The sequence below is a fragment of the Agrobacterium leguminum genome (assembly GCF_005144435.2).
GTDB lineage: Bacteria > Pseudomonadota > Alphaproteobacteria > Rhizobiales > Rhizobiaceae > Agrobacterium > Agrobacterium leguminum.
This window is the reverse complement of sequence record NZ_CP120211.1, coordinates 553,444-579,993: the sequence shown is the minus strand read 5'-3', so window position 1 is coordinate 579,993 and position 26,550 is coordinate 553,444. Positions and strand designations below refer to the sequence as shown.

Here is a 26,550-nt window from a genome sequence, read left to right as displayed (position 1 = left end):
GGATGCTAGCGCAAATTTAAGCGGCACGCCGCCGAAAAACGGGCATGGATGTGGAAGGATGTATCTTCATCCTTCAGCCCTGACGACGGCTGCTTTCAGTGAGGCAAGCCGGTGCGGCATATTTCTTCTCCCCGCCGGGGAGAAGGTGGCGCGCAGCGCCGGATGAGGGGGCGACGGTGGAGAGATGCGGAAAGCTTGCCCCCTCATCTGCCCTTCGGGCATCTTCTCCCCGGCGGGGAGAAGAAACGGGCGGCGACCTTGTGCCTCAATTCCCCGGCGGTGCGAAGGACGGATCGTCCAGCCTTGTGAAAATCACGCCACGCGCCTTCAGCGCCAGAAGGCCCTTCACCACGCCCTCGCCCGCTTCATGGGTGGGCTGGTTGATGTGGGAGATGATGACATCGCCATCCCTGGCGGAAGCGATGTGTTTCGCCGTCGCGGCCGCACCCAGCAGCGAGCCGCCATCGCCATTGACGGAATAACCGGCGACCCGCATGCCGAGCCGATTGATGGTGGTCATGGAGGACTTGGTATATTTGGCCGTGGCACCACGGAACCATTGCGGCTGGAGACCGGTGGCGGCGACAATGGCCTGACGGCCGCCCTCCACTTCCTGCTCGACCGCCGCTTCAGAGCCGGCCGCGGCGATGCCGTAGATGGAAACCGGCTTATCCACCGCCGGCACATGGTTTTCGCCGTGGTTTTCGATCTCGAACAGATCCGGATGCGCCATGAGCGTGGCCAGCGCCTCGCCATTGTGTTTCAGCCAGCGGGCGGTGACGAAGATCGTCGCCGGAATGCGCTCCTTCACCAGCGTATCGAGAATGCGGTGGTCGGTCTTGCCCATGCAGGCGTCCAGCGTCATCGCTACCCGCACCTTGCCCTCATGCTGCGGCGACATTTTCAGCGTCGGTTCGACAAGGCCGGTCCCCGCTAAGGCGGCGGACGCGGCTGAAGCGAACAGGGCAGCAAGGAGGAGGCGACGTATCATTTTCATTTTCCGCAGTGAATGCAGTATCATTCGGTGGCAATCCGCCCGCAAAGCGCCCGAATTAAGGCGCGGTTTCCAACCCGGACAGGCCCTCCAGCGCCTCTTCCACCCGCTGGCGTTCGGCGCTGGTGAGCGGCAGGATCGGCCGGGGCGGTTCGCTGACTGTCAGCGACAGGATGTTGGCGGCGGCATAGACCACGCGGATGCTGCCGAATTCCTTAAACAGCGCCCAGAGCGGCTGGAAGGCCGCATCGATCCTCTTCGCCTCTTCCGCATTGCCGGCCTGAGCCGCCCGCATCAGCCGCAGGGCCGGAACCGGCAGCAGGCCGGCGACCACGCTGTACCAGGTGTCGCCGCCGGCAAGCGTGGCGTCGGCGCAGCCCCAGTCGCCGCTGTAACCGATGGCGAAATCTTGCCCCAGCTTGGGCCTCAGCCGCGCAAGCTCACCGGCATAATCGGAATCGGCCGGCAGCGGCATCTTGATGGCGCGGATATTCGGGATATAGGCAAGCCGCACCAGAAGCTCGTCGCTGAAGGCAAAGCGGGTCGTGGTGGGATTGTTGTAGATGGCGAGCGGCAGGCCCGTTGCGCCGGCCACGGCGGCGAAATGGTGATAGGCCTCTTCCTGCGTCAGCGGCGTGTAGGACACGGGCGCGAGCAGCAATGCATCCGCACCGGCAGCTTCGGCATCTTTTGCCAAGGCCACGGCGTCATCGGTGCGCAGGGCGCCGACGCCGGCCATGAGTGTGCGCTTGCCCTTGAGGACCGCCGCGGCAGCTTCGATGGCCCGACGCCTCTCCTCACGCGTGAGATACATGTAGATGCCTGTGCTGCCGAGAATACCGACGGAATCGACCGCCGCCGCATCCAGCCGCTCGATCAGGGCGCAGAAGGCCTCGACATCGACCCGCCCGGCCTCATCGGCCGGCGTGATCGGAAAAGCGGAAAGCCCCTTGAATCGTCTCGCCATGTTTATGTCCCTCACTTCGATCGGAAGTCAGGGTTACAGAGCCGTTGACGACGCGGCAACAAAGCGGCGGCTAAACGCCGGCCTGAAATCGAAAAATTCCGTGCTCAGTCATAAAGATACAACTTCTTCCACTGCTCTTCGGGAATTTTATTGCCCACGCGGTAGTCGAAGGACTGGATGCTGAGACTGTCGCTCTTCAACTGGCACTTGTATTTGAGCTTGTACCATTCGCCCGCACTCCTGAAGACCGCACCCGGCGCCTTGATGGAGTTCTTGCCGACTTCCGGATCACCGAAAGTATAGGCGATGACCTTGTCCGGCCGCATGCCCTTCTGCTCGGTCGCTATCCTTTCCATCGCCTCGATATCGCAGCGCTGTTCCAGCCGCTCCTCGGGGGCAAGCGCGTTCAACTGCCGCATGACGCTGGCGTCGATCGCGAAAGCGGGGGTGAAGGTCTGCAAGCCAAGGAAAAAGGCAGAAAGGGCAGCGGGAAAAAGCTTTCGCATGGGATCCTGTCAGTTTTTTCGTTTGTTCTTGTGGTGGGCGGCAGGCCGGGCGGCCTGCATCCATCATCGCTGATTTGCCGGATATTGCCAAAATGTGATTGAAAGCTGACGAAATTGTGCCCAAGCCGCATTCCGCCTGTGGAGATTTGAAACTTGATCGGCCGCAAGGCCCGCTCTACATCTTGGTGCCGCCCAAGAATTTTTACAGGAAAGCGAGTTTCCCTTGCCGATTTTCAAGAACCTGCCCGCCGCCCCGACCGCCGAAAAAAGGCCCGTTCAGGATACGCATCACGGCATTACCCGCACCGACGATTATGCATGGTTCCGGGCCGATAACTGGCAGGCCATGTTCAAGGACCCAACCCTGCTCGACCCGTCGATCCGCGCCCATCTGGAGGCGGAGAACGCCTATATGGAAGCGGCCATGGGTGACACCAAGGCGCTTCAGGAAAAGCTGTTCGAGGAAATGAAGGGCCGCATCAAGCAGGATGATTCCTCCGTACCGGTCAATGACGGGCCTTATGCCTATGGCACGCTGTTCGTGACCGGCGGCGAGCAGCCGCATTATTTCCGCACCCCGCGCGGCGGCGGCGAAAAACACGTGCTGCTGAACGGCGACAAAGAGGCCGAGGGCAAGGATTATTTCCGTCTTGCCGGTCTCGACCAGTCCTCCGATCACAGTCACGGCATCTGGGGTTATGACGACAAGGGTTCGGAATATTTCACCCTGCGCATCCGCAACCTCGAAACCGGCGAAGACCTAGCCGATGTCGTGGAAAACACCGGCGGCGGCGGCGCCTGGGCGCCCGATGGCAAGAGCTTCTTCTATACGCTGCAGGACGAGAACCACCGCCCCTCCAAGGTCTTCCATCATATCATCGGCGAGCCGCAATCGGCCGACCGGCTGGTTTATGAGGAAAAGGATCCCGGTTTCTTCATGGGCGTCGGCGCGTCGGTTCTCGACGATTTCATCTTCATCGACATTCACGACCATGAGACCAGCGAATATCGCATTCTCTCCACCAAAGACCTGACGGCCGAGCCTGCTATCGTGGCGGAGCGCGAAGAGGGCATCGAATATTCGATGTGCGAAGGCGGCGACGTCTTCTTCATCCTCACCAATGACGGCGACGCCAAGGATTTCCGCATCGTGGAAGCCCCGGTCACCGCACCCGGCAAGGAGAACTGGAAAGAAGTCGTGCCGCATGAGCCGGGCCGTCTTATTCTTTCCGTCGATGCCTATGCCCGCCACCTGATCTGGCTGGAACGCCGCGACGGCCTGCCGCGCATCGTCATCCGCGACCGCCGCACCGGCGAGGAACATTCCATCGCCTTTGCCGAAGAGGCCTATTCGCTTGGCCTGCATGGCGCGGCGGAATATGACACCGATGTCATCCGCTTCTCCTATTCCTCGATGACGACGCCGAGCCAGCTGTTCGATTACGACATGGCGACGCGCGAGCGCACGCTGCTGAAGACGCAGGAAGTGCCCTCCGGCCACAATCCGGACGATTACATCACCCGCCGCATCATGGCCCCTGCGCATGATGGCGAGCTGGTGCCGGTCTCGCTGCTCTATCGCAAGGATGTGGCGCTTGACGGTTCCGCCCCCTGCCTGCTTTATGGTTATGGCGCTTACGGCATCACCATTCCCGCCTCCTTCTCCACCACCACGCTGTCGCTCGCCGACCGTGGTTTCATCTATGCCATCGCCCATATTCGTGGCGGCAAGGACAAGGGTTTCGAATGGTACGAGACCGGCAAGATGGAAGCCAAGCAGAATACCTTCAAGGATTTCATCGCTGCCGCCGATCATCTGGTGCAGGAAGGTTTCACCTCCTATCAGGGCATTATCGCCGAAGGCGGCTCGGCCGGCGGCATGTTGATGGGAGCCGTTGCCAATATGGCGCCGGAGAAATTCGCCGGCATCATCGCCGCTGTTCCCTTCGTGGATGTGCTGACCACCATGCTTGATGACACTTTGCCGCTCACCCCGCCGGAATGGCCTGAATGGGGCAATCCGCTGGAATCGGCAGAGGAATATGGCTGGATTGCTGCCTACAGCCCCTATGACAATGTGGGTGCGAAGCCTTACCCGCCTATCCTTGCGCTTTCCGGCCTCACCGATCCGCGCGTGACCTATTGGGAGCCGACCAAATGGGTGGCGAAGCTGCGTGAGAAGACCACGGGAGAAGCACCCATCCTGCTGAAAACCAACATGGCGGCCGGCCATGGCGGCAAATCGGGCCGTTTCCAGCGGCTGGAGGAAATTGCCTTCGAATATGCCTTCGCGCTGAAGGTGGCCGGCAAGGACGCGGCGTGACCCGCTGATGGCGGAACGGGCGGCGGAGAGCCGTCGCCCGTTCCGAAAACAGTATAAAAATACCTTTCGAAAACCCGTTTCTGAATATTTTTTCCACAAAATCGCGCCGGTATTTTTTCTTTAAATACCACTTTACAGCATAACGGATTTTTATTTCAAACTACTGAAATTCAAAATATACCTCAGTAAATTACAAATACATTTTCAGTATTACGCTAGACGGGAAAATGTTCCTGGAATCGAACGCATGGCTGCGATGCGCCATTTCGCGTTGCAATATCACTTTTTGGCCGTATTATGCCGGTCGTTGACATATTCATGCGCCTTTTCGCCGCATCTCCTTCGGCAATGCCGCAGCGTGTTCTGCGGATATTCTTCTTGCCGTCATTTTTCGGCTTTTCCACGCGCCATGTCAGTTCGCCCTTGGCAATCCGGGCTTTGCAGTGCTCCCGCTTTGCCAATTGAAAACACTGCATCAGACTTGGGGGTCTTACACATGAAGAAACTCCTCGCCTCGACCATTCTCGTAACGGGCTTTATCATCGCTGCCGGTGCAGCAAATTCCGCCAATGCCGCTGAAGAGTGCGGCAGCATCACCATCGCCGAAATGAACTGGGCATCCGCCGGTGTCGCGGCTTACGTCGACAAGTTCATCATGGAAAACGGCTATGACTGCACGGTCAATGTCGTCAGCGGCGATACCATGCCGACCTTCGCCTCCATGAATGAAAAGGGCCAGCCGGACATGGCGCCAGAATTGTGGGTGAACGCCGTGCGCGAGCCGCTCGACGCCGCCGTCAAGGACGGCCGCATGATCGAAGCTTCGAAAATCCTGAGCGAAGGCGGTATCGAAGGCTGGTGGATCCCGAAATTCATCGCCGATGAACATCCCGACATCAAGACCGTCGAGGATGCGCTGAAACATCCCGAACTTTTCCCCGCCCCGGAAGACGCCAGCAAGGGCGCCGTGCACAATTGCCCGTCGGGCTGGAACTGCCAGGTGACCACCGCCAATCTCTACAAGGCGCGCGAGGGCGACAAAAAGGGCTTCACCCTGGTCGACACCGGCTCAGCCGCCGGCCTCGACGGCTCCATCGCCAATGCGTTTGAAAAGAAGCAGGGCTGGCTCGGTTATTATTGGTCGCCCACCGCCATTCTCGGCAAATACGAGATGGTGAAGCTGGATGACGGCGTCGAACTCGACCGCGCCCATTTCGACGACTGCACGGCCAAGGTCGATTGCGCAGCGCCGAAGGTCAATGCCTACCCGGTGGCCGATGTCTATACCGTCATCACCAAGGACTTCGAAAGCAAGGCCGGCGTGACGCTGGACTACATCAAGGCCCGCAACTGGGACAACAAGACCGTCGCCGAAATCCTCGCCTGGATGGATGAGAACCAGGGCACCAACGAGGACGGCGCGGAATATTTCCTCGAGAACCATGAGGACATCTGGACGAAGTGGGTTCCGGCCGAGGTGGCGGAGAAGATCAAGGCTTCGATGTGATGAGCTGATGAGAGTGGGAGGCTTCGGTTGGCATCCGTGGCTTACCCCCCTCTGCCCTGCCGGGCATCTCCCCCACAAGGAGGGAGATCGGCTGGGCGCACCCTTCTCACAAATCCGCAACCTGTTTGATGGGCGAGACCTTGCCGCAGGTCGATCTCCCCCCTTGTGGGGGAGATGTCCGGCAGGACAGAGGGGGGTGCCCCGCGCACTCCAACCTCCAACCACCCATCCCAACAACCCAAAGGGAAAACAACAATAATGGCCCTCTGCACTTACCTGCCGGACATGCTCTGCAAGTTCCCGGCCATCGACAATTCCACGATGCGTGTGGCACGCAAGACCATCGATGACGGGTTTCGCGATATCGTGCGCAATTACGGCGATGCGATCGATGTGATCGTGCATCCGCTGCAGCTCTTCCTCAATTCCTCGGAGCGGCTGTTCATCCAGACACCGTGGATCATCACGCTCCTCATCATTCTCGCCATCGTGCATCTGGCCGGTCGCAGCTTCAGGATTACTGGCGGGACGGCGCTAGCACTGCTGATGATCGGCGCGGTCGGTCTCTGGCGCGACGCCATGACGACACTGTCCATCGTCGCCATCGCCACCCTGATCGCCATCGTCATCGGCCTGCCGCTCGGCATCCTGATGGGACGTTCGAAACGCCTGCAACGCCTCATCAATCCCGTGCTCGACGTGATGCAGACCCTGCCGAGTTTCGTTTATCTCATCCCCGTGGTGGTGATTTTCGGCATCGGCAAGGTTCCGGGCCTGATCGCAGTGGTGATCTACGCTATCCCGCCCGTCATTCGCCTCACCAGCCTCGGCATTCGCCTGGTGGACCGGGAGGTGCTGGAAGCGGCAGACGCCTTCGGTTCGTCCAATGGCCAGAAGCTGTTCAACGTGCAGCTGCCGCTGGCGCTGCCCACCATCATGACCGGCATCAACCAGACCATCATGATGGCGCTCGCCATGGTCGTCGTCGCCTCCATGGTCGGTGTCGGCGGGCTCGGCAAGAACGTGCTGCAGGCCATCAACAACCAGTTTTTCACGGTGGGCTTCCTGAACGGTTTCGCTCTGGTCGCCATCGCTATCATGTTCGACCGGGCGAGCCAGGCTTTCGGCAAGCGCCTGCAGAAATACCGCGAGGTCTCCCATGGCTAAAAGCATCGAAATCCGAAACCTTTACAAGATCTTCGGCAAGCATCCCGAGAAGTACCTCGAAGCGGTGCGATCCGGCATGGACAAGGCCGAACTGAACGACAAGCACAACCACGTGCTCGGTCTCAACAACATCAACATCACCATGCCGGGCGGCAAGATCACCGTCGTCATGGGCCTTTCCGGCTCCGGCAAGTCGACGCTCATCCGCCACATCAACCGGCTGATCGACCCGACCGCCGGCGAGGTGCTTTACGATGGCGAGGACATCTGCGGCATGAGCGCTTCGTCGCTCAGGCAATTCCGCCGCCACAAGACGGCTATGGTGTTCCAGAAATTCGGCCTTCTGCCGCACCGCACCGTGCTGGAAAACAGCGTCTACGGCCTCGATATCCAGGGCGTACCGCGCAGCAAGAGCGAGGAAAAGGGTCGTTACTGGCTGGAGCGCGTCGGCCTTGCCGGTTACGAGGATTATTATCCGAACCAGCTTTCCGGCGGCATGCAGCAGCGTGTCGGCCTTGCCCGGGCGCTTGCCAACGATGCCGATATTCTGCTGATGGACGAAGCCTATTCGGCGCTCGATCCGCTGATCCGCGTCGATATGCAGACCATGCTGCTCGATCTGCAGCAGGAGCTGAAGAAGACCGTGGTGTTCATCACCCACGATCTGGACGAGGCGCTCAGGCTCGGCGACCATATCGCCATTCTCAAAGACGGCGAAGTGGTGCAGCAGGGCGACGGCCAGAGCATCATTCTCTCCCCGGCGGATGGTTACGTCACCGACTTCGTGCGCGACGTCAATCGCGGCCGCGTGCTGCAGGCGACCACGGTGATGGAGCCGCTGGAAAGCCGCCCCGAGGGCATGCCCGTGCCGGAAAACGCGACGCTGGAAACGATTGCCCGCGACATGTCGGAAGCCAACGAGACCACCGCCCATGTGGTGGACGAGGACGGCAAGCCGGTCGGCAGCATCGGCCTCGATACGCTGGTGGCTGCGATGGTGACGCCCGCGCCGCAGGAGGTTGAGGTGAAGGCGGAGGAGGAAGCGGAGAAGGTGCGGGAGCCTGTTGCTCCGGCGGAGAAGGAAACGGCGTGATCAGCCTGTTTACGCTCTGAAACTCTTCCGTCATCCTCGGGCCTGTCCCGAGGATCTAAACACGTCAATACAATCGAAACGTTGCAGATCCTCGGGACAGGCCCGAGGATGACGTCGGCATATCTGGCGAGATCGACCTTTTATCCGACCACGCACACATTGCTGGCGTCCGGAGGGTGGGCTCATTCACCGATCCACGCTCCCCGCCCCCTTTATGCAAAAACGAAGCACTACTTCGCCGGCTGTCAACCCTCGGCAGTCGCTGCAGCGCAGCAAGCGCAAGTTTCGGACAAGTCGCCGCCGTTAACCATTCGTTAACTTTTGAACGCGGAATCACCGACATGCAGATCGAAAGCAATATTGGCGGATATAACTATCAGGGTCGCATCCGCGACATCGAAAAAGCTGGCAACGCTCAAAGCGCGCCGGAGGAGCAGGCGGTAAAACGCGGCCCCGGCAACCCCACCGTTTCCAGCACCATTCTTTCCCAGTCGCTGGCCAATGTTCTGTGGGCCGTCGGCAATGGCAGCGCGCCCGCTTATCAGGATACGGCCGCGGCTTCCCCCGAGGATAAGGCGGAAGCCGAGGTGGAATGGGTGCGCAGCGCCTATTCGGAATATACCGAATAGGCGATTCCAATCAGGCCCTTGCCGGGCTGACTTCCACCGTCACATGCGAGAGTTCATGTATGGCGGCAAGTTTCTGCTTGTAGAAAGCCGGCGCTTTCGGCGCCTGCGAATGGATCGCCACGATGGCGGCGTGATGCCCCGGCCCCACCTGCCAGACATGCAGGTCGGTGATGCGATCCTCTTCCGTCTCCACGCTTTCACGGATTTCCTGCGGCAAATCCTCCGCCGGCGGCAGCGCATCGAGCAGTGTCGTCGCCGTGGAGCGGATCAGGCCCCATGACCAGCGGGCGATGACCAGACCGCCAACGATACCCATCAACGGATCGAGGAACGACCAGCCGTTCCATTTGCCGAGCAGCAGCGCGACGATGGCGAGAACCGAAGTCAGCGCATCCGCCAGCACATGCAGATAGGCCGCGCGCAGATTATTGTCCCGGCCGCCCTTTGCGCCGTGGTCCGCATGGTGACCGGCATGGGAGCCGTGATCGTGATGGGCGTGGCTGCCATGGCCATGATGGGCATGCGAGCCGTGGCCGTGGCCATGATCGTGGTGGTGGTCATCCTTCAAAAGCACGGCGCTGAGAAGATTGACGGCAAGGCCGATGATGGCGACGAGGATCGCCTGGTTGAAATCGATTTCGACGGGATTGATGAGGCGCATCGCGCTTTCGACGGCAATCAGCAACGCCACCACCGCCAGCACGATGGCGCTGGCAAAACCCGCCAGATCGCCGAACTTGCCGGTGCCGAAGGTGAAGCGCGGATTTCGCGCCTCGCGGCGGGCATAAAGATAGGCGAGCGCCGAAATCAGCATCGCGCCGGCATGGGTGGACATGTGCCAGCCATCCGCCGTCAGCGCCATGGAGCCATACCAGTGGCCGGCAACGATTTCCGCCACCATCATGGCCGCGGTCAGCGCAATGACCATCCAGACGCGCCTTTCATTGCGCTCATGGTTCTGGCCAAGGAAAACATGGTCGTGACCGGCTGCTGCACGGTGTTCGGATGTCGTCGTCATGTCGCTAATCCTGTTCGATTTTACCGGATGTAGGTCTTCAGCACCTGGGCCAGCTCTTCCGCCGCCCGCGCCCGCTCGTCTTCGTTTTCGGCATGCACCACATGCTCGTGCAGATGCTCCTGCATCACCTCCCCGGTCAGGCCGGAAAGCGCGCCGCGCACCGAAGCGAGCAATTGCAGCACCTCGCCGCAGGGCTTGGCATCATCCAGTGCGCGCTCCACCGCCTCCATCTGCCCTTTCAGGCGGCGGATGCGGGCCAGAAGCTTCTCCTTATTGCGGATCGTATGGGACATGGTCACCTCATATACTATAGGGGGGTATACTATATGAGCGGGTTTTTCCGTTCAAGCCCCCTGCGACGCAATCCTCGCGAATGTTTCGGCCGTTAAAAATACCCCATGAAACCTAGGGGACTCAGTCATGACGACTATTGCAGCAACCATCAGCAGCTATCATCCCACTCCGATCCGGAGCCTTGAGCCGGCAAAGGGCAAGGAAACCCACTCCACCACTGAAGCCCTGCTGGAGCTGACGCGCGCCGCGCATCGCACCATTTCAAACGTCGAAAGCATCGCCACGGCCGTCGCGCCGGCCGCCGCCAGCGTTTCCACCGGCCTTGCCGCAGCGCTCTGGAACCTCGACAGCGGCGCTTCCACGACGACCGCACCCGCTCTGGACACGGGCGACATGGCCGCATCGGCACAGCCGGAAACCGCATCCAGCATCGAGAACGATGTCCTCAAGGCGCTCGCCCAGGCGCTCGGTGTGGATGAAGCCGCCTGAGACCCATTGAACGGCAGGCTGAAAAGCCATATCTCTAGAGACTAGAGCATCGCACCCGGAACGGTGGAGCCATCCGTTCTGCCGTCGCTGCGCCCGAGATATGGAGAAAAAGATGCTGTCCATCGGTGAACTGTCCAAACGCACCGGCGTCAAGGTGCCGACTATCCGTTATTACGAGCAGATGGGCCTCATCCGCGAAGCCGACCGGTCGGACGGCAACCAGCGCCGTTACGAAAAGACCGACCTCGAAAGGCTGGCCTTCATCCGCCATGCGCGCGATCTCGGGCTGAACATCGACGCCATCCGCGAACTGATCGCGCTTAGCCAGCACCGGCAGATGCCCTGCGAGGGTGCGGACCGCATCGCCGCCGAACACCTCGCCCATGTGCGCGAGAAGATCGCCAGCCTGAAGAAGCTGGAGCACGAGCTGGAGCGGATCGTCTCCCATTGCCACGGCCATTCCATAGAGGATTGCTACGTCATTCGCGCGCTTTCCAATCACGGCATGTGCGAGGGCGAGCACTGAGTGCCAGCCGGGAACGGGGCTGACATGCAACTGTCATCCGTACCCTGTAAGCGCCTCGTACCTGCCTGAAAAAGGATGCCGGATGGCCGAACTCTTTCCCGAAATCACGCCATCAGACACCATTTTCCTTGATGTTTCCGAAGGCCACAGGCTGCACGTGACGATTGCCGGCAATCCGACTGGGCGACCCGCGATCCTGCTGCATGGCGGACCCGGCTCGGGGCTGTCATCGACAGCGCGGCGTTATTTCGATCCCGCCATTTTTCGCATCATCCAGTTCGACCAGCGCGGCTGCGGCCAAAGCACGCCGAACGCCGCCGATAGCCTTGAGCACAACACCACGCATCATCTGATCGATGACATGGAGGTCATTCGCTGTGCGCTGGCGGTGAAAGACTGGCTGATCTACGGCAGTTCGTGGGGTTCCACGCTCGCCCTCGCTTACGCCCAGCGCCACACAAAGCGCGTGCGCGGCATGGTGCTGGCGGGCGTCACCACCACGCGGCAGAGGGAAATCGACTGGCTGTATAAGGGGCTGGCAATGTTTCTGCCGCAGCAGTGGCAACGCTTCATCGCCGCGATCCCGGATCACATGCCCAGGCAAGATCCGGTCGGCGCCTATCGCCGGCTTCTGAACGATCCCGACCCTGCCGTGCGCGCAACGGCCGCCCTTGAGTGGCATTTGTGGGAGGCTGGCTCGATCAGCGTCGAGGGCCTTTCGACATTCCCGGAAAAATGGCGCGACGGCGATTATATTCTCGCTCGTGCCCGCCTCTGCGCCCATTATTTCCACCATGCGGCCTGGCTGGACGATGGCGAGCTTCTGCGCAATGCCGGCAGCCTCGCCGGTATTCCCGGCATACTCATTCAGGGCATGCGCGATTTGCAGGGGCCGCCCGTCACCGCTTACGAACTTGCCGCGGCGTGGCCGGGAAGCGACCTGATTACCATCGATGGCGCCGGCCATTCCACGGGCGATGCGGGGATGGAAGATGCAATCCTCTCTGCAATCGCGCGATTTGCGAATTGACCCGCTTGACAGATTGCGGATTCGGGCGCATTGCATGTCCCATGATCAACGAACGCGCACCCATCTCCTGCTCGTACTTTTGGGCCTACCTCTAAGGGCGGCTCGACAGATCATATTGTCAACAAGCCGCCGTCAGGCGGCTTTGTTGTTTCTCAAGCGTCCTGACGGCACCGATAAGACCAAAGGACCGAAACAATGACCGAAGATAGCTCCCTTACACTGGAAAGACCGCCCGTCGTCATCATTCGTGGCGCACGCAAGACGGATTTGCCCGAGCTCAACGAGATGATCACGCTGCTTGCCTCCTACCACGGCGATGCGGCGGCGATCACCCCGGCGAAACTGGAACGCGACCTGTTCGGCCCGCTGCCCTGGGTGCATGGCCTCGTGGCCGAAGCCGATGGCGCGCTGATCGGTTACGCCCTGCTTCTGCCGCTCTACAGGGCGCAGGAAGGCCGGCGCGGGCTTGAGCTGCATCATCTCTTCGTGCGCGACGGGCATCGCGGCCATGGCACCGGCCAGCATCTGGTTTCCCGCGCCCGCGATATCGCCAAGCGCCTCGGTTGCGACTATCTTTCCGTCAGCGCCACGACCGGCAATGTCGCGGCGCATCGCTTCTACGAAAACATGGATTTCGCGCCCCGGCCGGTTACCGGCATGCGCTACATGCAGTCCATCGCCTGATTAAAACCACGGAGACGGCCATGACACGGATCGCCATTGCGCTGGCACAGGATTTTGCGGACTGGGAACCGGCGCTGCTTGCTGCGGCAGCCCGCAGCTATCTCGGCGTCGAGATCGTCTATGCCACACCCGATGGCCGGCCGGTAACGTCTATGGGCGGGCTGAATGTGACGCCTGACATATCCTATGACGCGCTTGATCCCGCTGGCATCGATGCGCTTGTCATTCCCGGCGGCTTGAGTTGGGAAAAGGGAACGGCTGTCGATCTTGGCGGGCTGGTGCACCGGTTTCGCGACAGGGACCGGCTGGTTGCCGGCATCTGCGCGGCGGCAAGCGCGCTCGGCGGCACGGGCGTCCTGAACGATGTCGCCCATACCGGCAATTCGCTGGCGTCCCACAAGGCCTATGCCGTCTATAGCGGCGAGGCGCTTTACCGCGACCAGCCGAAAGCAGTCAGCGATGGCGGCATCGTCACGGCCGCCGGCAGCGCGCCGGTGAGTTTCGCTGTGGAAATCCTGAAACACCTCGGCCTCTTTGGTCCGGAAGCCGAGGCGGAACTTGGAATTTTTGCGGCGGAGCATCGCTGAGGCAGACGCTGATATTGTGGGCCACGTAAGCCCGCCCGCCCTCATTCCTGTGCTTGTCACAGGAATCTAGCCAGCCCAAGTCCTTGGGCTGAAAGGACTCTATTCGTCGCGCAGACGCGCGTCGGCTGGATTCCTGTGACAAGCACAGGAATGAGGTGGTGCAAAATACAAGCGTCTTGGCACCCTCATTCATCACCTCCGATCCAGCACCCGGCACATGCGCGCCGCTGGCTCCTCGCCCTCCCCCGCAATCGCCCGGCGAATATCGCGGCTGTTCAGATGCAGGCTGCGGCCAGCGGGTAAATTTGCACGTTTGATCTTGGAAAGGGCCGCCCCGACGAAGGCGGCCTCATGGTCGTGGAAAAAGGCGAGAGCCGCCTCTCCTGCCGGGCTTGGCCCCAGCACTGCCTTGAAGGCAAGACGATGCACGGCGCAGAAAGCGCCGTGACCGGGAACGGCAAAACGCAGCGCATCGAGTTCCTCACTCCATTCCGCTGCGTCCTGCATAGTCTCAGGCCGACTGGAAGCGCTTCAGGAAAAACGCGCTCAATGTCCCGAGCAGTGCCCAGAAAACGAAGCTGGTCACGGTGGCGGCGACGATGAACTGACGCTCCAGCGGCAGCGGCGCCAGCGCATGTTCGCCTTCCGGAGGCAGCGGTGCGCCGACCACATGCGGTGCGACGATCAGCACCAGCGCCAATATGATGGCCCAGGGTTCGCGGCGGAACGCGATCAGCGCAATGCCGCCCGCGGTTGCGGCAACCGTCGCAAGCCACCAGATCTGCCGCGCCTCGAGCGCGGCGGCCGGGCTGCCCGGCAGTTCCGGCGGCAGGCCGATCATCGGAGCCAGCATGACGGCGGCAAAACCGGCAACACCCCAGAGAAGGCCTTCGCGCCAGCCGCCATTGGTGCCACGCAGCGAAATGAGGCCGGTCAGCACCAGCGCATAACCGATGGCAGTCAGCACATTGGCAGCCACGGTATAGGCGGTGCGCTCGAAGCCATCGGCCGGAGCCCAGGCTTCATCGTTATGCTCATGGGCGGGAACGGCAGCACCCGGGGCCGTCGCATCATGGCTGTGGGGTGCTTCGCCGGCGCTTTCATAGGTTTCCGCCTGAAGGATGAGCGGCGTCGTGCCAAAAGCCTGCATGGCCGAAACGGCGAAACCGCCGAGAATGCCGACGAGAACGGCGGTAAAGACGATATTGCGAAAAGACGACATGCCGTTCCCCTCAATGGCAGGGGAAGGCGTTGGCATGACGCGTGTCATGCGCGGCGTTATGAACGGCCTCCACATGGGAAAAGCCGACAAAACCGACAACGAACAGGCCAAGCACGATCGCCGTCAGCGATTGCGCAAAGCTGGTTGTTTTTGCGGAAACGGCGGCGTTGGCCGTATTCTGGTTGATGGACATGGTGACCCCTCTCCGGCGCGACCCCGCGCCTTTGGACGCGGCCGGACAGCAAAGGGCCGTCGAGCCGCTATAATACACTTCACCACGGGGATACGAGACTGACACAGGGAGGCGTTGATCCCGCCACCCTGAAATTCCGCTCTTCCGGACACCCCGCCGGCATGGATATTTCCGCGATGGCAGGTCTCCTGGCTTACGGGTCAAAACCTGAAACACCTTCCCGGCGTCACCCTCTCTGGAAACCCTGGGTTCCCGGCGAGATGGCTTGCCAGTGGCATTTCGTTTCAGGCTCTCCGCTCACAGTTGCGGGGGCAGCCACGAATGAGGATTTCTCCCTATCGTGTTCCCTTTTCACCTTCCGGAACGCCCGGAAGGAACCATCACAGGATTGTTATCCGATGGGCGGGGTCGGGAGTCAATGGCGCTTACCCACCTCTCGTTCGTCATCCTCGGGCTTGACCCGGGGATCCATGGGCTGGCGTGGTGGTGGATCCTCGGGTCAGGCCCGAGGATGACGGAGGAGAGGTATCAGGCCCTATCGCGACGGTATCGCCTTCAGATAGGCGGCAATCGCATCGCGGTCTTCGGGCGTCAGATGCGCCATGTTCTGCTGCACCTTGACCATGGAGCCGCCGACGCTGTCGAATTCCGGGGTGAAGCCGTTTTCCAGATAGCTGGCAATATCGGCCTCGGCCCAGCTGCCGATGCTTTGCGAACCGGGGGTAATGTCGGGAATGCGGCCCTCGCCTTCCGGGTTGGGCCCGCCGGCCAGCCACTTGTCTTTCACGAAACCGCCAAGCGCATTGCGCGGCGTGTGGCATTCGCCGCAATGGCCCGGCCCTTCCACCAGATATTGCCCGCGCAGCAATTCGGCATTGGCATTGGCAAGCTCGACGCGGGGCCGCGCCGAGGGGTCGAAATAAAGGAATTTCCAGCCGCCCAGCGCCATGCGCAGATTGAAGGGGAACGGCAATTCGTGATCCGGCGCATCGTTCTGGCTGGCCGGCAGGGCTTTCAGATAACCGAAGAGATCGTTGATGTCCTTCTGCGTCATGCGGGCATAGGAGGCATAGGGAAAGGACGGGTAGAGATGTTCGCCGTTCCTGCCCACACCGCGCGTCATCGCATCGCCGAATTCCGCCAGCGTCCAGCCGCCGATGCCATGCTGCGGATCGGAGGAAATATTGGGGACATGGAAGGTGCCGAAGGGGCTTTTCAGCGCCTGGCCGCCAGAAAGCGTCAACAGCGCCTCGCCTTTCGCATCGGGTGCGGCATGGCAGCTTGCGCAGCCGCCCGCCCAGAACAGCGTTTCGCCGTTGGCCAGATCCGGTTCGCCCAGGCTGACCCAGTGGCTGGGCGCCTGCCGCTGAGGCGCCGTAACCCAGGCGAATATGCCGTAGCCCGCAATGGCCGCGACAACGGCCCCGCCCGCGAGTTTCGTCCAGATGGAGGACATGCCCCTCTCCCCATTCTCACCTGACCCGGTCAGATGTCTTTCGTGCCTGAGAAAACGCCGCCGGGAAGCGGCGTTTCCAAAGTGCTGCGATTATTTCTTCAGACGATAGGTCTGGTGGCAGGTGCCGCAATCGGCGCCGAGCGTCTTCATGGCGGTGGCGACGCCCGCCTGATCGGTGGGGAGATTGGCGAGAACCATGTCCGCATCCGTGCCGAGCTTGGCGGCCTTGGCCTTGAAGTCGTCGAAATTTTCCCAGATGGCGGGGGCCGCCGCACTGCCGGTCTCGGTGCCGGCGGGGAACTGGTCCGGGAAAGCCTTCGCATTGGTGCCGATGGTGGTTACGGCAGTCTTGACGGTATCGGCGTCAAAGGGCTTTTCGCCCTTGGAGATGGCGGCGAGCGAACCCATCGCCCCACCGATCTGCTTCATCATGCCTTCACGTTTTTCGACTTCGCCGGCAGCGTAGACCGCTCCGGCGCAAAGACAGCCGAACAGCATGGCCGCGGTGATGGTTTTCAGTTTCATGCAACTCTCCTTGATTCCGGCCGGGACACCGGGCGCTAGATGGAACGGCGCGAGGATGCCCTTTCCGGATGGCGAAAAGAAGTCACATTGCGGTGAATTCCATCGTGAAAACAGAAGCCTAAGACAGGGCCTCCCACAGTGTCAGCAGCGCTGCGGCAATCAGCATGAAACCGGCGGCGCGGCCGATGAAGATCGTGGCGGCGGGCGAAGAAACCAGCCATGCCCGGCTTTTATCCGCCGTCAGCGCCAGCGCGCCATAGACCGTGAACTGCGTCACCGCCACCATCGCACCCATCACCAGCCCCTGCATCCAGATCGGGCCATAGGCCGGTTTGAGGAATTGCGGATAGATCGCCATCATGAACAGATAGGCCTTCGGATTGGAAAGGCAGGTCAGCACCGCCCGCCAGAAGGCTTTTCTGATCGAAGCGCTCGCCTGCGCCTCATCGCCGTTCACGACAATCGCACTGCGCATCAGGCCGATGCCGATCCAGATCATATAGGCGGCCCCGAAAACCAGAAGCGGCAGGAACAGCGACGGCATCCAGGCGGCAAGCATGCCGACGCCCAGGGCGCCGTAAAGCGAATGCACGATGCCGCCGGCGCTCATGCCGCTTGCAGCGGAAAGGCCGGTTCTCTTGCCGCCCGTCAGCGCGCTTGCCAGTACGAACAGCATATCCATGCCCGGCAGAATGATGATGCCGAACAGGACCAGAAAGAAAAGCCAGAGATTTTCGGCGTAACTCATGTCAGTATCTCCCAAAACGGTTCATGACACATTCGGGAAATCCCATATTTCTCAATGTGTTTCTCCGTTTATAGGAAAAGCCAACTGACAGCGTTGTGTCAGTTGCGTGGGCAAATCCACCGGGACCACGGCAATGCGCAAGGCGTCGAGACTGTTCGAGATCATCCAGATCCTGCGGGTGGCCCGCAGGCCTGTCACCGCGCAGACGATTGCCGAGGCGCTGGAAGTGACGGTGCGCTCGGTCTATCGCGACATAGCAGCGCTTCAGACCATGCGCGTGCCCATCGAAGGGGAACGCGGCGTCGGTTATATCCTGCGCCCCGGCTTTAACCTGCCGCCGCTGATGTTTTCCATCGAAGAGACGGAGGCGATCGTGCTGGCGCTCGCCATGGTCGCCCGCACCGGCGATAGCGAGTTGCGGCAGGCGGCAAGGCAGGTCAGCGACAAGATCGCCGCATCCCTGCCCGACCCCCTGTCGAAAACCCTCTCCGCCAATGCCCTGCATGCCTGGGGCAGCATCGCGCCCTCCCCCGCCGGCGTCGATCTTGCGACGGTCCGGCGGGCGGTGCGCGACGAGGAGAAGCTGGAGATCACCTATTGCGATGAAGCCGGCGCGGAAACGCAGCGGCGGGTTCGGCCGATTGCGGTGATCTATTATTCGGAGACGGTGAATATCGTCGCCTGGTGCGAATTGCGGCAGGCGATTCGCAATTTCCGCTCGGACCGGGTGCTGAGCTGCGAAACGACCGGCAGTTTCTTCAAGCTGGAAGGCGAGAAGCTGCGGCAATTATGGATGAGCGGCTGGCAGAGCAACCAGTTGGGAAACAGAATTTAGTGCAGTTCGCAGCCCTTGTTATGTGTCGGAGCACCCCTCTCCGCCCTCATTCCTGTGCTTGTCACAGGAATCCAGTCGACGCGCGTCTGCGCGGCGAGAGGACTCTTTTCAGCCCAAGGACTTGGGCTGGCTGGATTCCTGTGACAAGCACAGGAATGAGGGCCTCGAGAGAGGTCCGGCATCACAGCAAGGCATTATTTCCTATAGGAAATACTCCAGCAGGCGATCCTCCTCGCGCCCGAAACCGCGAATGACGATTCGGTCGGAAAAGACATCGGCGATGGCAAAAGTGTTCTGGTCAGGCGTATCGACCATGCCCTTGAAATTCACGAAGTGGGTATTGCCCAATAGGCCGTAATTGCCCTCGTGATTATGGCCATTGAACCACGCGACGACCGAGGGATGGGAGCCGAGAAGCTCAAGGATACGCGGCGCGTCCCACATATTGTGGGCGTTTTCCGGGTAAACAGGATAGTGGCAGAGAACGATCACTTTTTCGCCTGCCGCATCCGCCTTTTGCAGAACGGCCCGCAGCCATTCGAACTGCTCGTCGCTGAGCGAGGCGTTCCAGTCCTGCGCATTGATTGCACCCGCATCCGCCAGGCGCTTCAGCCGGTCTGCGGCAAGCGCCCGACGCGGATCGCCGGGCGGCGGGGCGAAAAGGCTGACCTCGTTGCCGTCAAGCACGACGAAGCGGATGTCGCCGATGGAAAAATCATGCCAGGGGGCGGACATGCCGAGGCGGGCGTGGATAGCCGGCAAATGCTCGGCGGCGACGGCAAAATCGTGATTGCCCGGCAGCAGCACCGAGCGGTGGCGAAGCCCATCGTAAACGGCAAGGATCGCATCGAAGTTTTCGAAGCCGCGATCGATGATATCGCCGAGCGTCACCACGAAGGCCAGCTCCTCGCGGTTGAAGGCGTCGATCGCGTCTGCGAGCTTTTTCGGGCTCTCGGCGTAATAACGACCCATTTCCGGACGGGGAGCGGCATCGGCATATTGGGGATCGGCGACGATGCCGAAGGAGAAGAGAGGCGTGGTTTTTTCAGTCATGATGCGCCGCGATAAACCCGGCGGATGACAGGCTTGTGACAATAAAATCCGACAGGCCGTATCGCCATATCACAAATGCAAAACACCCGGCTTGAAGCCGGGCGTCTCAAGTACGTGGATATTTCCACTGTCGTCATGCTCGGGCCTGTCCCGAGCATCTGCCACGTCGCGTTTTGAGAGAGAGCAGATCCTCGGCACAAGGCCGAGGATGACGTCGGGCGGGAGGAGGCTGCTTCGATCAGCAACCACGCGTTCCGCAAGCCTTACTTGGCGGCGGCTTCGTAACGCTCCAGGACGTAGTCCCAGTTGATGAGGTTGTCGACGAAGGCTTCGAGGTACTTCGGACGCAGGTTGCGATAGTCGATGTAGTAGGAATGTTCCCAGACATCGACGCCGAGGATGGGATCGGCGCCATGAACCAGCGGGTTTTCGCCGTTCGGGGTCTTGGAGATTTCAAGCTTGCCGTTCTTGACGGAGAGCCATGCCCAGCCGGAGCCGAACTGCGTGGTGCCGGCAGCGATGAAATCGGCCTTGAACTTGTCGTAACCGCCGAGATCGGAGGCGAATGCCTGCTCGAGCTTGCCCGGCAGCTTGTTGCCGCCGCCGCCCTTCTTCATCCACTTCCAGAAATGGACGTGGTTGTAATGCTGGGCCGCATTGTTGAAGAGACCGGCATTGGTGCCAAAGGACTTCTTCACGACTTCTTCGAGCGACAGGTCGGAAAGACCTGCTTCGGCCGCCAGCTTGTTGCCGTTGTCGACATATGCCTTGTGGTGCTTGTCGTGATGGAACTCGAGCGTCTCGCGCGACATGTAGGGTGCAAGCGCGTCGTAGTCGTAGGGGAGTTCGGGAAGTTCGAAGGCCATGGTTTTTACTCCTTTTTGCAGCGGGTTACCGCTCCTAGAAACCGTGTGAGCGGACCATAGGAGCGAACCTCAATTTGGGCAACCTGCGAAATATCAAAATGTTCCGACAAAAGAGAAAATTCCTCTCCGCGCGGCCGCCACCACATTTGTTTCACACCTTTGGCGTACCGTTTTCCACCCTATCGGTTCGCTTTTGCCGAGATTGCAGGAAGGAAATTCCATGACCCGTCCGATCCCCCGCACCATCCTCCTCTTTGCGGCCTTCTCGTCGCTTACTCTCCCCGCCGCCGCATCGTCGGATGACGCCTGGAAGGAGTTCGTGGCGGATGTGCAGACGGCCTGCCTTGCCGGCGCCAAGGACATGATCGAGGACGCGAAGGCGGTGGTCGATCCGGTCGGCAGCGAGAATTACGGCCTCGCCATTCTCACCGGCAAGGCCAAACTCACCGGGAAGAGTGGGGGCACGGATGCGACCGTCAGCCATATCTGCGTCTACGACAAGAAAACCAAGGCCGTGGAGCTGGGCAGCGAACTTTCCGGCGATACGCTGAAGGTGGAAATACCCGGCTCCACCAAGCCCTGATCGTTCAAAAGCGCGGCGTGGTGTCGCCTTCGCCCAGCGCACGCTGCATCAGCACCGTATCCAGCCATTGGCCATGTTTCCAGCCGATGGATTTGAAGGTGCCGACATGTTCGAAACCGGCGGCGCGGTGCACGCCGATCGAGGCGGCGTTGGCCGAATCGCCGATGACGGCGATCATCTGCCGGAAGCCGCCTGCCGTCGCCGCCTCGATCAATGCATCGAGCAGCTTGCGGCCGATGCCCATGCCCTTCATGGCCGGATCGATATAGACGGAATTCTCCACCGCCGCACCATAGGCCGGGCGCGGGCGATAGGCGCCGGCATAGGCATATCCGGCTATCTTTCCATCGCATTCGGCGACGAGGTAGGGGTAATTGCCCTCCACCAGAAGGCGACGGCGCTCCAGCATCGTCTCCGCGCTCGGCGGATCGATCTCGAAGCTCGCGCGGCCGTGCAGCACGGCGTCCCGGTAGATTTCGGCAATGGCTGGAATATCCGCCTCTTCGCAGGGGCGGATGGTAAGGCTGGAAACGATGGAAAGGGTCATTCTCTTGTCCTGCGGATCATTCACGCCGTCATTGTGCATTGCGGCGCAGCCAAAATGAAGATTATCTGTCTTATACAAACGATAAGGTTTTCTTTGATGCTGGACCTCGATCTGCGGCAGCTTCGCAGCTTCATGGATGTGGCCGATCTTGGCAGTTTTTCCGCCGCCGCCGACAAGGCGGGGCTGACGCAGCCGGCCATCAGCCTGCATATAAGGCTGCTCGAAAAACAGCTCGGTGTGCGGCTGATCGAAAGGGTGGGCAGGCGCGCGCAGCCGACGGCGGCGGGGCGCGACTTTCTCATTCATGCAAGACGGATTGCGGAAGAAGTGGCGCATGCCATCGATACCGTTGCGCCGCATCGCAGCGGGGTGACGGGACGCCTGCGCATCGGCACGGGCGCCACCGCCTGCATCTATCTGTTGCCGCCGGTGTTGGGGAAAATCCGGCAGGCCATGCCCGGCATCGAAATCGTCGTCCAGACCGGCAATACCCACGATATCCTCCGGCTTCTGGAGGCCAATACCATCGATGCGGCGGTGGTGGCCCTGCCCGCCAGCGGCCGCAGCCTCGATATCAGCGACATCCATCTCGACGAGCTGGTCGCGGTTTTCCCACAAGGCTCCGTTTCTGACGCAACGGCGCTCAACGCCGAGACGCTTTCGGCGCGGCCGCTGCTGCTTTACGAGGGCGGCAATACGCGCCGGCTGGTGGATCAATGGTTTTCGGCAAGCGGCCGCACCGTGCAGCCCGCCATGGAACTGGGCAGCGTCGAAGCGATCAAGAAGCTCGCAGGTGCAGGCCTTGGCCTTGCCATCGTGCCGCGCATGGCGATGGAGCATGAAGGTGCCGCATCCGGGCTCGAATGGCGCTCGCTCGAACCGCCGCTGGAGCGCCGGATCGCGCTGGCTATGCGGCGCGACAAACATATGACCGCGCCGCTGCGGGCGCTTGCCGCTGCGCTGCCGGATGTGCGGAAACGGTGAGGCCCGCGCCGGTTTCAGGTGCGGGCCTAGACTTGTTGAAGAGAAGGAACTGTACTCTCTCCTCCGTCATGCCGGTCCCCGGAACAAGCCCGAGGATGATCCGGCATCCAGCCACGGCGCGTCTGCGCCGTGAGAAGAGTCTTTCGCGATCAAGGACTTGATCGCGCTGGACCCCGGATCTAGTCCGGGGTGACGAAGTGCGGATGCTAGTTCCTCGCCATATCCAACGCTGGATTTGTCTTCAAAACTCCGTCCACTCATCCCCCTTCACGGCCAGTGCCGCATTGCCGCGGGCAGCAACGGGGCGGGCCTTAGGTGCCGGTGCGACCGGTGCGGCGGGCGCGTGGATCGGGCTTGCGGCGCGCTGCATATGCCGTGCCGTCTCCCGCAATGCGGAGCTTTGCTGGCCGAGCTGGAATTGCGCAAGCAGGGCGTGGAGGTTGGTGCATTCCTGTGCAAGACCCGCACCGGCCGCATTCATTTCCTCGACCATGGCGGCATTCTGCTGCGTGGCCTGATCCATGTGGTTGACGGCGGTGTTGACCTCGGAAAGACCGGCCGACTGTTCCTGCGCCGCCGTGGCGATGGCATCCATATGGGTGTTGACGGAAAGCACCAGCTGCTCGATCTCGGAAAGCCCGACGCCGGTATCGGCCACCAGCTTCACGCCCTCACCCACCGCAACGGCTGATGCGGTGATGAGCTGCTTGATTTCCTTGGCGGCGTTAGCGGAGCGCTGCGCCAGTTCGCGCACTTCCTGTGCGACGACGGCGAAGCCCTTGCCCGCATCGCCCGCCCTTGCCGCCTCGACGCCGGCATTCAGCGCCAGAAGGTTGGTCTGGAAGGCAATTTCGTCGATGACGCCGATGATCTGGCCGATCTGGCGCGAGGAATGTTCGATGCGCTCCATGGCGGCGACGGCATCGCGCACCACCTTGCCGGAAAGATCGGCCTTTGTCCTTGCCTCACGCACCGTGTCGCGCGCATCGCTCGCCCGTTTGGAGGTGGCGGAAACATTGGCGGTGATTTCTTCCAGCGCTGCGGCGGTTTCCTCCAGGGAAGCGGCCTGCTGTTCGGTGCGGCGGGAAAGATCGTCGGATGCGGAGGATACCTCGTGGGCGCCGCCATTCACGGTCTGCACGGACTGGCCGACGCTGGTGAGCGCTTCGCGTAGCTGATGCACGGAGCTGTTGAAATCGTGCCGCAGCGTCTCGAATTGCGGCGAAAACGGCGTGGCGATCTCGCAGACCATATCACCGGAGGCAAGTCGGCGAAGACCGCCAGCCAGCGACCCCGTGGCCTGATTGAGACGCTCTTCGGCCTCGGCCTCGGCGCGCTGCTGCAGCTCGATACGGTCGCGCTCGGCCCGCTCACGGTTGCCGACGGCTTCGTCCTCAAGCTGCCGGTTGCGGATGGCTGCTTCGCGGAAGATTTCCACGGCGCGGGCCATCTCGCCGATCTCGTCGCCGCGTTTTGCGCCGGGCACATCGATGGTCAGGTTGCCGGTGGACAATTCCATCATCGCCTTTGTCAGGCGGCTGATGGGGCGGGTGACGCGGCCGACGATGACCGCAAGGCAGAGAATGCAGACGCCAAGCGTGAGGATGAACGCGGCGAGATAGATCATCGCGCCGATAAAGGCGTCCTGTCTGGCCTTTTCGGCATTGGCATTGAGAACATCCATCGCTTCGGAGGCGATTTTCGCGACCGTATCGAGGCTTTCGGTGACGGTATTGCGCCATGTATCGATGGTGAAGGCAGGCGTGCGGCCGTTGTTCAGATCGTCGATCAGCTTTGCGCGCTGCGCGACGAAATCACCCTTGAAATAGGTCCTGTCGGCAACGGCATAGATATCTTTGAGCGCCTGCGGCGTCGATTCGTGCGCGACGAGGTCGCCGGTGGCTTTCCAGGCAAAGGCCGCGCCGGCATCGAAATTGCCAAGCTGCTGGGTTTCCTGCGGGGTCAGCGGCCGCTGCTGGGCCACGACCGCATTGATGACAACGGTGGCGCTGCCGCCGAGCGCACGCGCCGACCAGCCATAGGACCGCAACTGGATGAGGCCGGTCAGGCTCTGGTCCAGCGAACGAACCTCGCCTTCCACCGCCGTCGAGCCCGCTTCGAGCGCCGTCAGAAAATCCTGACCGAGCGCCAGCACGGTCTTGTCCAGCCCGTTTTCACGACGGTCGAGCGGCAGGGTGACGTTGGCGTCAACCTTTTTGCGCAGCTCCAGGAATTGCGTGTAGATATCCTTCACGCGGGCAAGCGGGGCCTTGAGGCCAGCCTGATCGAGCGCGGCGGACTGTTCGAGAAAGGCGCCCATGGCGGCGTCCACCTTCTGGCGCGACGCCTGCACGCTGGCGATGGTGTTGGCCGTCTTCGCCGGGTCGACCGTCAGCGCCGAGGCACTGTTGCCGCGTTCACTGCGAAAGTTCAGCAAGGCGTTGAAAAGCAGCCTGTCCAGCGAAACGAGCTGCGCCACCTCCGAAAAGCTGCGGGCACGCTGCACGGACTGCAACATGCCGTTGCCCACGAAGCCTGCCAGCGCGATGCCGACGAGCAGAAAAAATCCCACAAGTATATTGCGTATGCTGAAAGACATTTGGCGGCCCCCACTAGCCCGGATCGGTAATGCCGCAAGCTAGCCTGTGGTCCTCTAAAATTGGATTAAATTCCCCCTGAATTTTTATGGGAAATAATGCAGCTCAAAACAAAAGGCCGCGGCAGGGATGAGCCTGCCGCGGCCTTTTGAAACTATGGATTTTACCCGACCTTAAACGTCCGCGCCGAGACGCGCCCAGTCCATGTAGAGATCGAGCGCCTTGCGGGCGACGGGGCCTGCCTGCAATTCGCGATCGTCGAGCTTCACGACGGGCGAAACCTTGGAATAATTGCCGGAGCAAAAGATTTCATCGGCCTCGCGGAAATCCTCGACCGAAAGCGTCGCTTCCCGCACGTCGAAACCGGCCTGGCGCAGAAGGCCGATCACGCGCGAACGGGTGATGCCGGCAAGGAAGGTGCGGTTCGGAACCGGGGTAAGGACAACGCCGTCCTTGACCATGAAGATGTTGGCCGAAGCGGATTCGGCGACATTGCCGTTCATGTCGCGCATCAGGGCATTGTCGAAACCGCGCGAGCGCGCTTCCAGAATGGCGCGGCCGCTATTGGGATAAAGGCTGCCGGCCTTGGCGTCGGTCATGGCGGTTTCCGGCGAAGGGCGGCGCAGCGGCGAAACGGTGAGCGTCAGCGGCTTGCCGGCATCCATCGGCGCTTCGAAAAGGCAAAGCGCAAACCGGGTGGAACCGGCATCGGGCGCCACGACGCTGCCGGGCATGCCGTGTTCGGCCCAGTACATCGGCTTGATGTAGATCGCCATCTTGCCGTCGAATTTCTTGACGCCTTCGAGCGCCAGCAACTCGATCTCCTCAGCCGTCATGGTCGGCTTCATGCCCATATTGACGGCGGAGCGATTGATACGCTGGCAGTGCAGATCGAGATCGGGCGCCACGCCATCGAACCAGCGCGCACCGTCGAACACCGTGGAGGCCAGCCACATGGCATGCGAGGTCGGGCCGATGAGCGGCGGATTGCCGGGCAGCCATTGACCGTCAACATAGGTCCAGGTGGTTGATCGGGGTGCGGTATCGACGCTCATGATGGTCTCCTGTCTCAAGCGTTTTCGTTCGGCAAAAACGCTCCGTCTTTTTTGTTCTGATGCATTGCCGGA

The 26,550-nt window shown here is 61.3% G+C and carries 29 protein-coding genes and 1 riboswitch; of the genes, 13 read left to right on the top strand and 16 right to left on the bottom strand.

Annotation, left to right across the window (positions count from 1 at the left end; genetic code table 11):
* Window positions 1–265 precede the first annotated feature (265 nt).
* The 3 genes from CFBP4996_RS02840 to CFBP4996_RS02830 all read right to left on the bottom strand — a co-directional run bounded on the left by CFBP4996_RS02840 (window position 266) and on the right by CFBP4996_RS02830 (window position 2,467).
* Window positions 266–991 carry a polysaccharide deacetylase family protein gene (locus tag CFBP4996_RS02840; protein WP_080852491.1) on the bottom strand — a complete coding sequence of 242 codons (726 nt, stop codon included), beginning with the start codon at window positions 989–991 and terminating at the stop codon, window positions 266–268.
* A 61-nt stretch (window positions 992–1,052) separates the two neighbouring features.
* Window positions 1,053–1,961, bottom strand: coding sequence for a dihydrodipicolinate synthase family protein (locus tag CFBP4996_RS02835; RefSeq protein WP_080852492.1), 909 nt, complete (start codon window positions 1,959–1,961; stop codon window positions 1,053–1,055).
* Between the two features lie 104 nt (window positions 1,962–2,065).
* Window positions 2,066–2,467, bottom strand: a complete 402-nt coding sequence (locus CFBP4996_RS02830; RefSeq protein WP_080852493.1) for a DUF930 domain-containing protein — start codon at window positions 2,465–2,467, stop codon at window positions 2,066–2,068.
* A gap of 223 nt (window positions 2,468–2,690) precedes the next feature.
* Here CFBP4996_RS02830 and CFBP4996_RS02825 point away from each other — a divergent pair, with 223 nt between their 5' ends.
* The 5 genes from CFBP4996_RS02825 to CFBP4996_RS02805 all read left to right on the top strand — a co-directional run bounded on the left by CFBP4996_RS02825 (window position 2,691) and on the right by CFBP4996_RS02805 (window position 9,186).
* Entirely contained in the window at window positions 2,691–4,790 is a 2,100-nt protein-coding gene (locus tag CFBP4996_RS02825) for a S9 family peptidase (protein WP_080852494.1), read from the top strand.
* A 496-nt stretch (window positions 4,791–5,286) separates the two neighbouring features.
* The gene (locus CFBP4996_RS02820; protein WP_080852495.1) at window positions 5,287–6,297 is read left to right on the top strand and encodes an ABC transporter substrate-binding protein; all 1,011 of its coding nucleotides are present in this window, start codon (window positions 5,287–5,289) and stop codon (window positions 6,295–6,297) included.
* 258 nt (window positions 6,298–6,555) lie between these two features.
* Complete coding sequence (locus tag CFBP4996_RS02815; protein WP_080852496.1) at window positions 6,556–7,464, top strand: ABC transporter permease; 909 nt, start codon at window positions 6,556–6,558, stop codon at window positions 7,462–7,464.
* Window positions 7,457–8,557, top strand: coding sequence for a quaternary amine ABC transporter ATP-binding protein (locus CFBP4996_RS02810; protein WP_080852497.1), 1,101 nt, complete (start codon window positions 7,457–7,459; stop codon window positions 8,555–8,557). Before CFBP4996_RS02815 ends, CFBP4996_RS02810 begins: the two co-directional genes overlap by 8 nt.
* 341 nt (window positions 8,558–8,898) lie before the next feature.
* Window positions 8,899–9,186, top strand: a complete 288-nt coding sequence (locus CFBP4996_RS02805; RefSeq protein ID WP_080852498.1) for a hypothetical protein — start codon at window positions 8,899–8,901, stop codon at window positions 9,184–9,186.
* Between the two features lie 10 nt (window positions 9,187–9,196).
* On the opposite strand, the gene dmeF is transcribed toward CFBP4996_RS02805, so the two are convergent.
* Together dmeF and dmeR are read right to left on the bottom strand one after the other, a co-directional pair.
* A complete protein-coding gene (gene dmeF / locus CFBP4996_RS02800; RefSeq protein ID WP_080852499.1) occupies window positions 9,197–10,204 on the bottom strand; it encodes a CDF family Co(II)/Ni(II) efflux transporter DmeF in 1,008 nt (335 codons plus the stop codon).
* Window positions 10,205–10,224: 20 nt separating this feature from the next.
* Window positions 10,225–10,497 carry a Ni(II)/Co(II)-sensing transcriptional repressor DmeR gene (gene dmeR / locus CFBP4996_RS02795; protein ID WP_003509296.1) on the bottom strand — a complete coding sequence of 91 codons (273 nt, stop codon included), beginning with the start codon at window positions 10,495–10,497 and terminating at the stop codon, window positions 10,225–10,227.
* Between the two features lie 127 nt (window positions 10,498–10,624).
* On the opposite strand from dmeR, the gene CFBP4996_RS02790 reads away from it, so the two are divergent.
* The 5 genes from CFBP4996_RS02790 (at window position 10,625) to CFBP4996_RS02770 (ending at window position 13,814) form a co-directional block, all read left to right on the top strand.
* On the top strand, window positions 10,625–10,987 hold the full coding sequence (locus tag CFBP4996_RS02790) for a hypothetical protein (protein WP_080852500.1): 363 nt from the start codon (window positions 10,625–10,627) through the stop codon (window positions 10,985–10,987).
* 112 nt (window positions 10,988–11,099) lie between these two features.
* Window positions 11,100–11,513 carry a MerR family transcriptional regulator gene (locus tag CFBP4996_RS02785; RefSeq protein ID WP_003522268.1) on the top strand — a complete coding sequence of 138 codons (414 nt, stop codon included), beginning with the start codon at window positions 11,100–11,102 and terminating at the stop codon, window positions 11,511–11,513.
* Between the two features lie 82 nt (window positions 11,514–11,595).
* A complete protein-coding gene (gene pip, locus CFBP4996_RS02780; RefSeq protein ID WP_080852501.1) occupies window positions 11,596–12,543 on the top strand; it encodes a prolyl aminopeptidase in 948 nt (315 codons plus the stop codon).
* Between the two features lie 195 nt (window positions 12,544–12,738).
* Window positions 12,739–13,227 carry a GNAT family N-acetyltransferase gene (locus CFBP4996_RS02775; RefSeq protein ID WP_003509304.1) on the top strand — a complete coding sequence of 163 codons (489 nt, stop codon included), beginning with the start codon at window positions 12,739–12,741 and terminating at the stop codon, window positions 13,225–13,227.
* Window positions 13,228–13,247: 20 nt separating this feature from the next.
* Window positions 13,248–13,814, top strand: coding sequence for a type 1 glutamine amidotransferase family protein (locus tag CFBP4996_RS02770; protein WP_080852502.1), 567 nt, complete (start codon window positions 13,248–13,250; stop codon window positions 13,812–13,814).
* Window positions 13,815–14,006: 192 nt separating this feature from the next.
* On the opposite strand, the gene CFBP4996_RS02765 is transcribed toward CFBP4996_RS02770, so the two are convergent.
* The 6 genes from CFBP4996_RS02765 to CFBP4996_RS02740 form a co-directional block, all read right to left on the bottom strand.
* Window positions 14,007–14,321, bottom strand: a complete 315-nt coding sequence (locus tag CFBP4996_RS02765; RefSeq protein WP_080852503.1) for a hypothetical protein — start codon at window positions 14,319–14,321, stop codon at window positions 14,007–14,009.
* Window positions 14,322–14,325: 4 nt separating this feature from the next.
* Window positions 14,326–15,036: a CbtA family protein gene (locus tag CFBP4996_RS02760; RefSeq protein WP_059753941.1), complete on the bottom strand. Its 711-nt coding sequence runs from the start codon at window positions 15,034–15,036 to the stop codon at window positions 14,326–14,328.
* Between the two features lie 10 nt (window positions 15,037–15,046).
* Window positions 15,047–15,229: a CbtB domain-containing protein gene (locus CFBP4996_RS02755; protein ID WP_003522264.1), complete on the bottom strand. Its 183-nt coding sequence runs from the start codon at window positions 15,227–15,229 to the stop codon at window positions 15,047–15,049.
* A gap of 161 nt (window positions 15,230–15,390) precedes the next feature.
* A riboswitch (cobalamin riboswitch) is annotated at window positions 15,391–15,626 on the bottom strand.
* Window positions 15,627–15,764: 138 nt separating this feature from the next.
* A complete protein-coding gene (locus tag CFBP4996_RS02750; protein WP_020810770.1) occupies window positions 15,765–16,685 on the bottom strand; it encodes a c-type cytochrome in 921 nt (306 codons plus the stop codon).
* Window positions 16,686–16,775: 90 nt separating this feature from the next.
* On the bottom strand, window positions 16,776–17,210 hold the full coding sequence (locus CFBP4996_RS02745) for a c-type cytochrome (RefSeq protein ID WP_003522262.1): 435 nt from the start codon (window positions 17,208–17,210) through the stop codon (window positions 16,776–16,778).
* Between the two features lie 118 nt (window positions 17,211–17,328).
* Window positions 17,329–17,958, bottom strand: coding sequence for a LysE family translocator (locus tag CFBP4996_RS02740; protein WP_080852504.1), 630 nt, complete (start codon window positions 17,956–17,958; stop codon window positions 17,329–17,331).
* A 133-nt stretch (window positions 17,959–18,091) separates the two neighbouring features.
* Between CFBP4996_RS02740 and CFBP4996_RS02735 the strand changes: the two genes are divergently transcribed.
* On the top strand, window positions 18,092–18,793 hold the full coding sequence (locus tag CFBP4996_RS02735) for a helix-turn-helix transcriptional regulator (protein WP_080853218.1): 702 nt from the start codon (window positions 18,092–18,094) through the stop codon (window positions 18,791–18,793).
* 201 nt (window positions 18,794–18,994) lie between these two features.
* On the opposite strand, the gene CFBP4996_RS02730 is transcribed toward CFBP4996_RS02735, so the two are convergent.
* A complete protein-coding gene (locus tag CFBP4996_RS02730) occupies window positions 18,995–19,846 on the bottom strand; it encodes a metallophosphoesterase (protein WP_080852505.1) in 852 nt (283 codons plus the stop codon).
* Window positions 19,847–20,109: 263 nt separating this feature from the next.
* Window positions 20,110–20,712 (bottom strand): superoxide dismutase, encoded by a 603-nt coding sequence (locus tag CFBP4996_RS02725; protein WP_003522258.1) that lies wholly within the window; start codon window positions 20,710–20,712, stop codon window positions 20,110–20,112.
* 220 nt (window positions 20,713–20,932) lie between these two features.
* Between CFBP4996_RS02725 and CFBP4996_RS02720 the strand changes: the two genes are divergently transcribed.
* Window positions 20,933–21,295 (top strand): hypothetical protein, encoded by a 363-nt coding sequence (locus CFBP4996_RS02720; protein WP_162935911.1) that lies wholly within the window; start codon window positions 20,933–20,935, stop codon window positions 21,293–21,295.
* 4 nt (window positions 21,296–21,299) lie between these two features.
* Here the strand turns inward: CFBP4996_RS02720 and CFBP4996_RS02715 are convergent, their stop codons facing one another.
* Window positions 21,300–21,842, bottom strand: a complete 543-nt coding sequence (locus CFBP4996_RS02715; RefSeq protein ID WP_080853219.1) for a GNAT family N-acetyltransferase — start codon at window positions 21,840–21,842, stop codon at window positions 21,300–21,302.
* A gap of 96 nt (window positions 21,843–21,938) precedes the next feature.
* Between CFBP4996_RS02715 and CFBP4996_RS02710 the strand changes: the two genes are divergently transcribed.
* Window positions 21,939–22,826 (top strand): LysR family transcriptional regulator, encoded by an 888-nt coding sequence (locus CFBP4996_RS02710; RefSeq protein WP_080853221.1) that lies wholly within the window; start codon window positions 21,939–21,941, stop codon window positions 22,824–22,826.
* Window positions 22,827–23,067: 241 nt separating this feature from the next.
* On the opposite strand, the gene CFBP4996_RS02705 is transcribed toward CFBP4996_RS02710, so the two are convergent.
* On the bottom strand, window positions 23,068–25,425 hold the full coding sequence (locus tag CFBP4996_RS02705; RefSeq protein ID WP_080852507.1) for a methyl-accepting chemotaxis protein: 2,358 nt from the start codon (window positions 25,423–25,425) through the stop codon (window positions 23,068–23,070).
* Window positions 25,426–25,596: 171 nt separating this feature from the next.
* Window positions 25,597–26,478, bottom strand: coding sequence for a branched-chain amino acid aminotransferase (locus CFBP4996_RS02700; RefSeq protein ID WP_080852508.1), 882 nt, complete (start codon window positions 26,476–26,478; stop codon window positions 25,597–25,599).
* Between the last annotated feature and the right edge of the window lie 72 nt (window positions 26,479–26,550).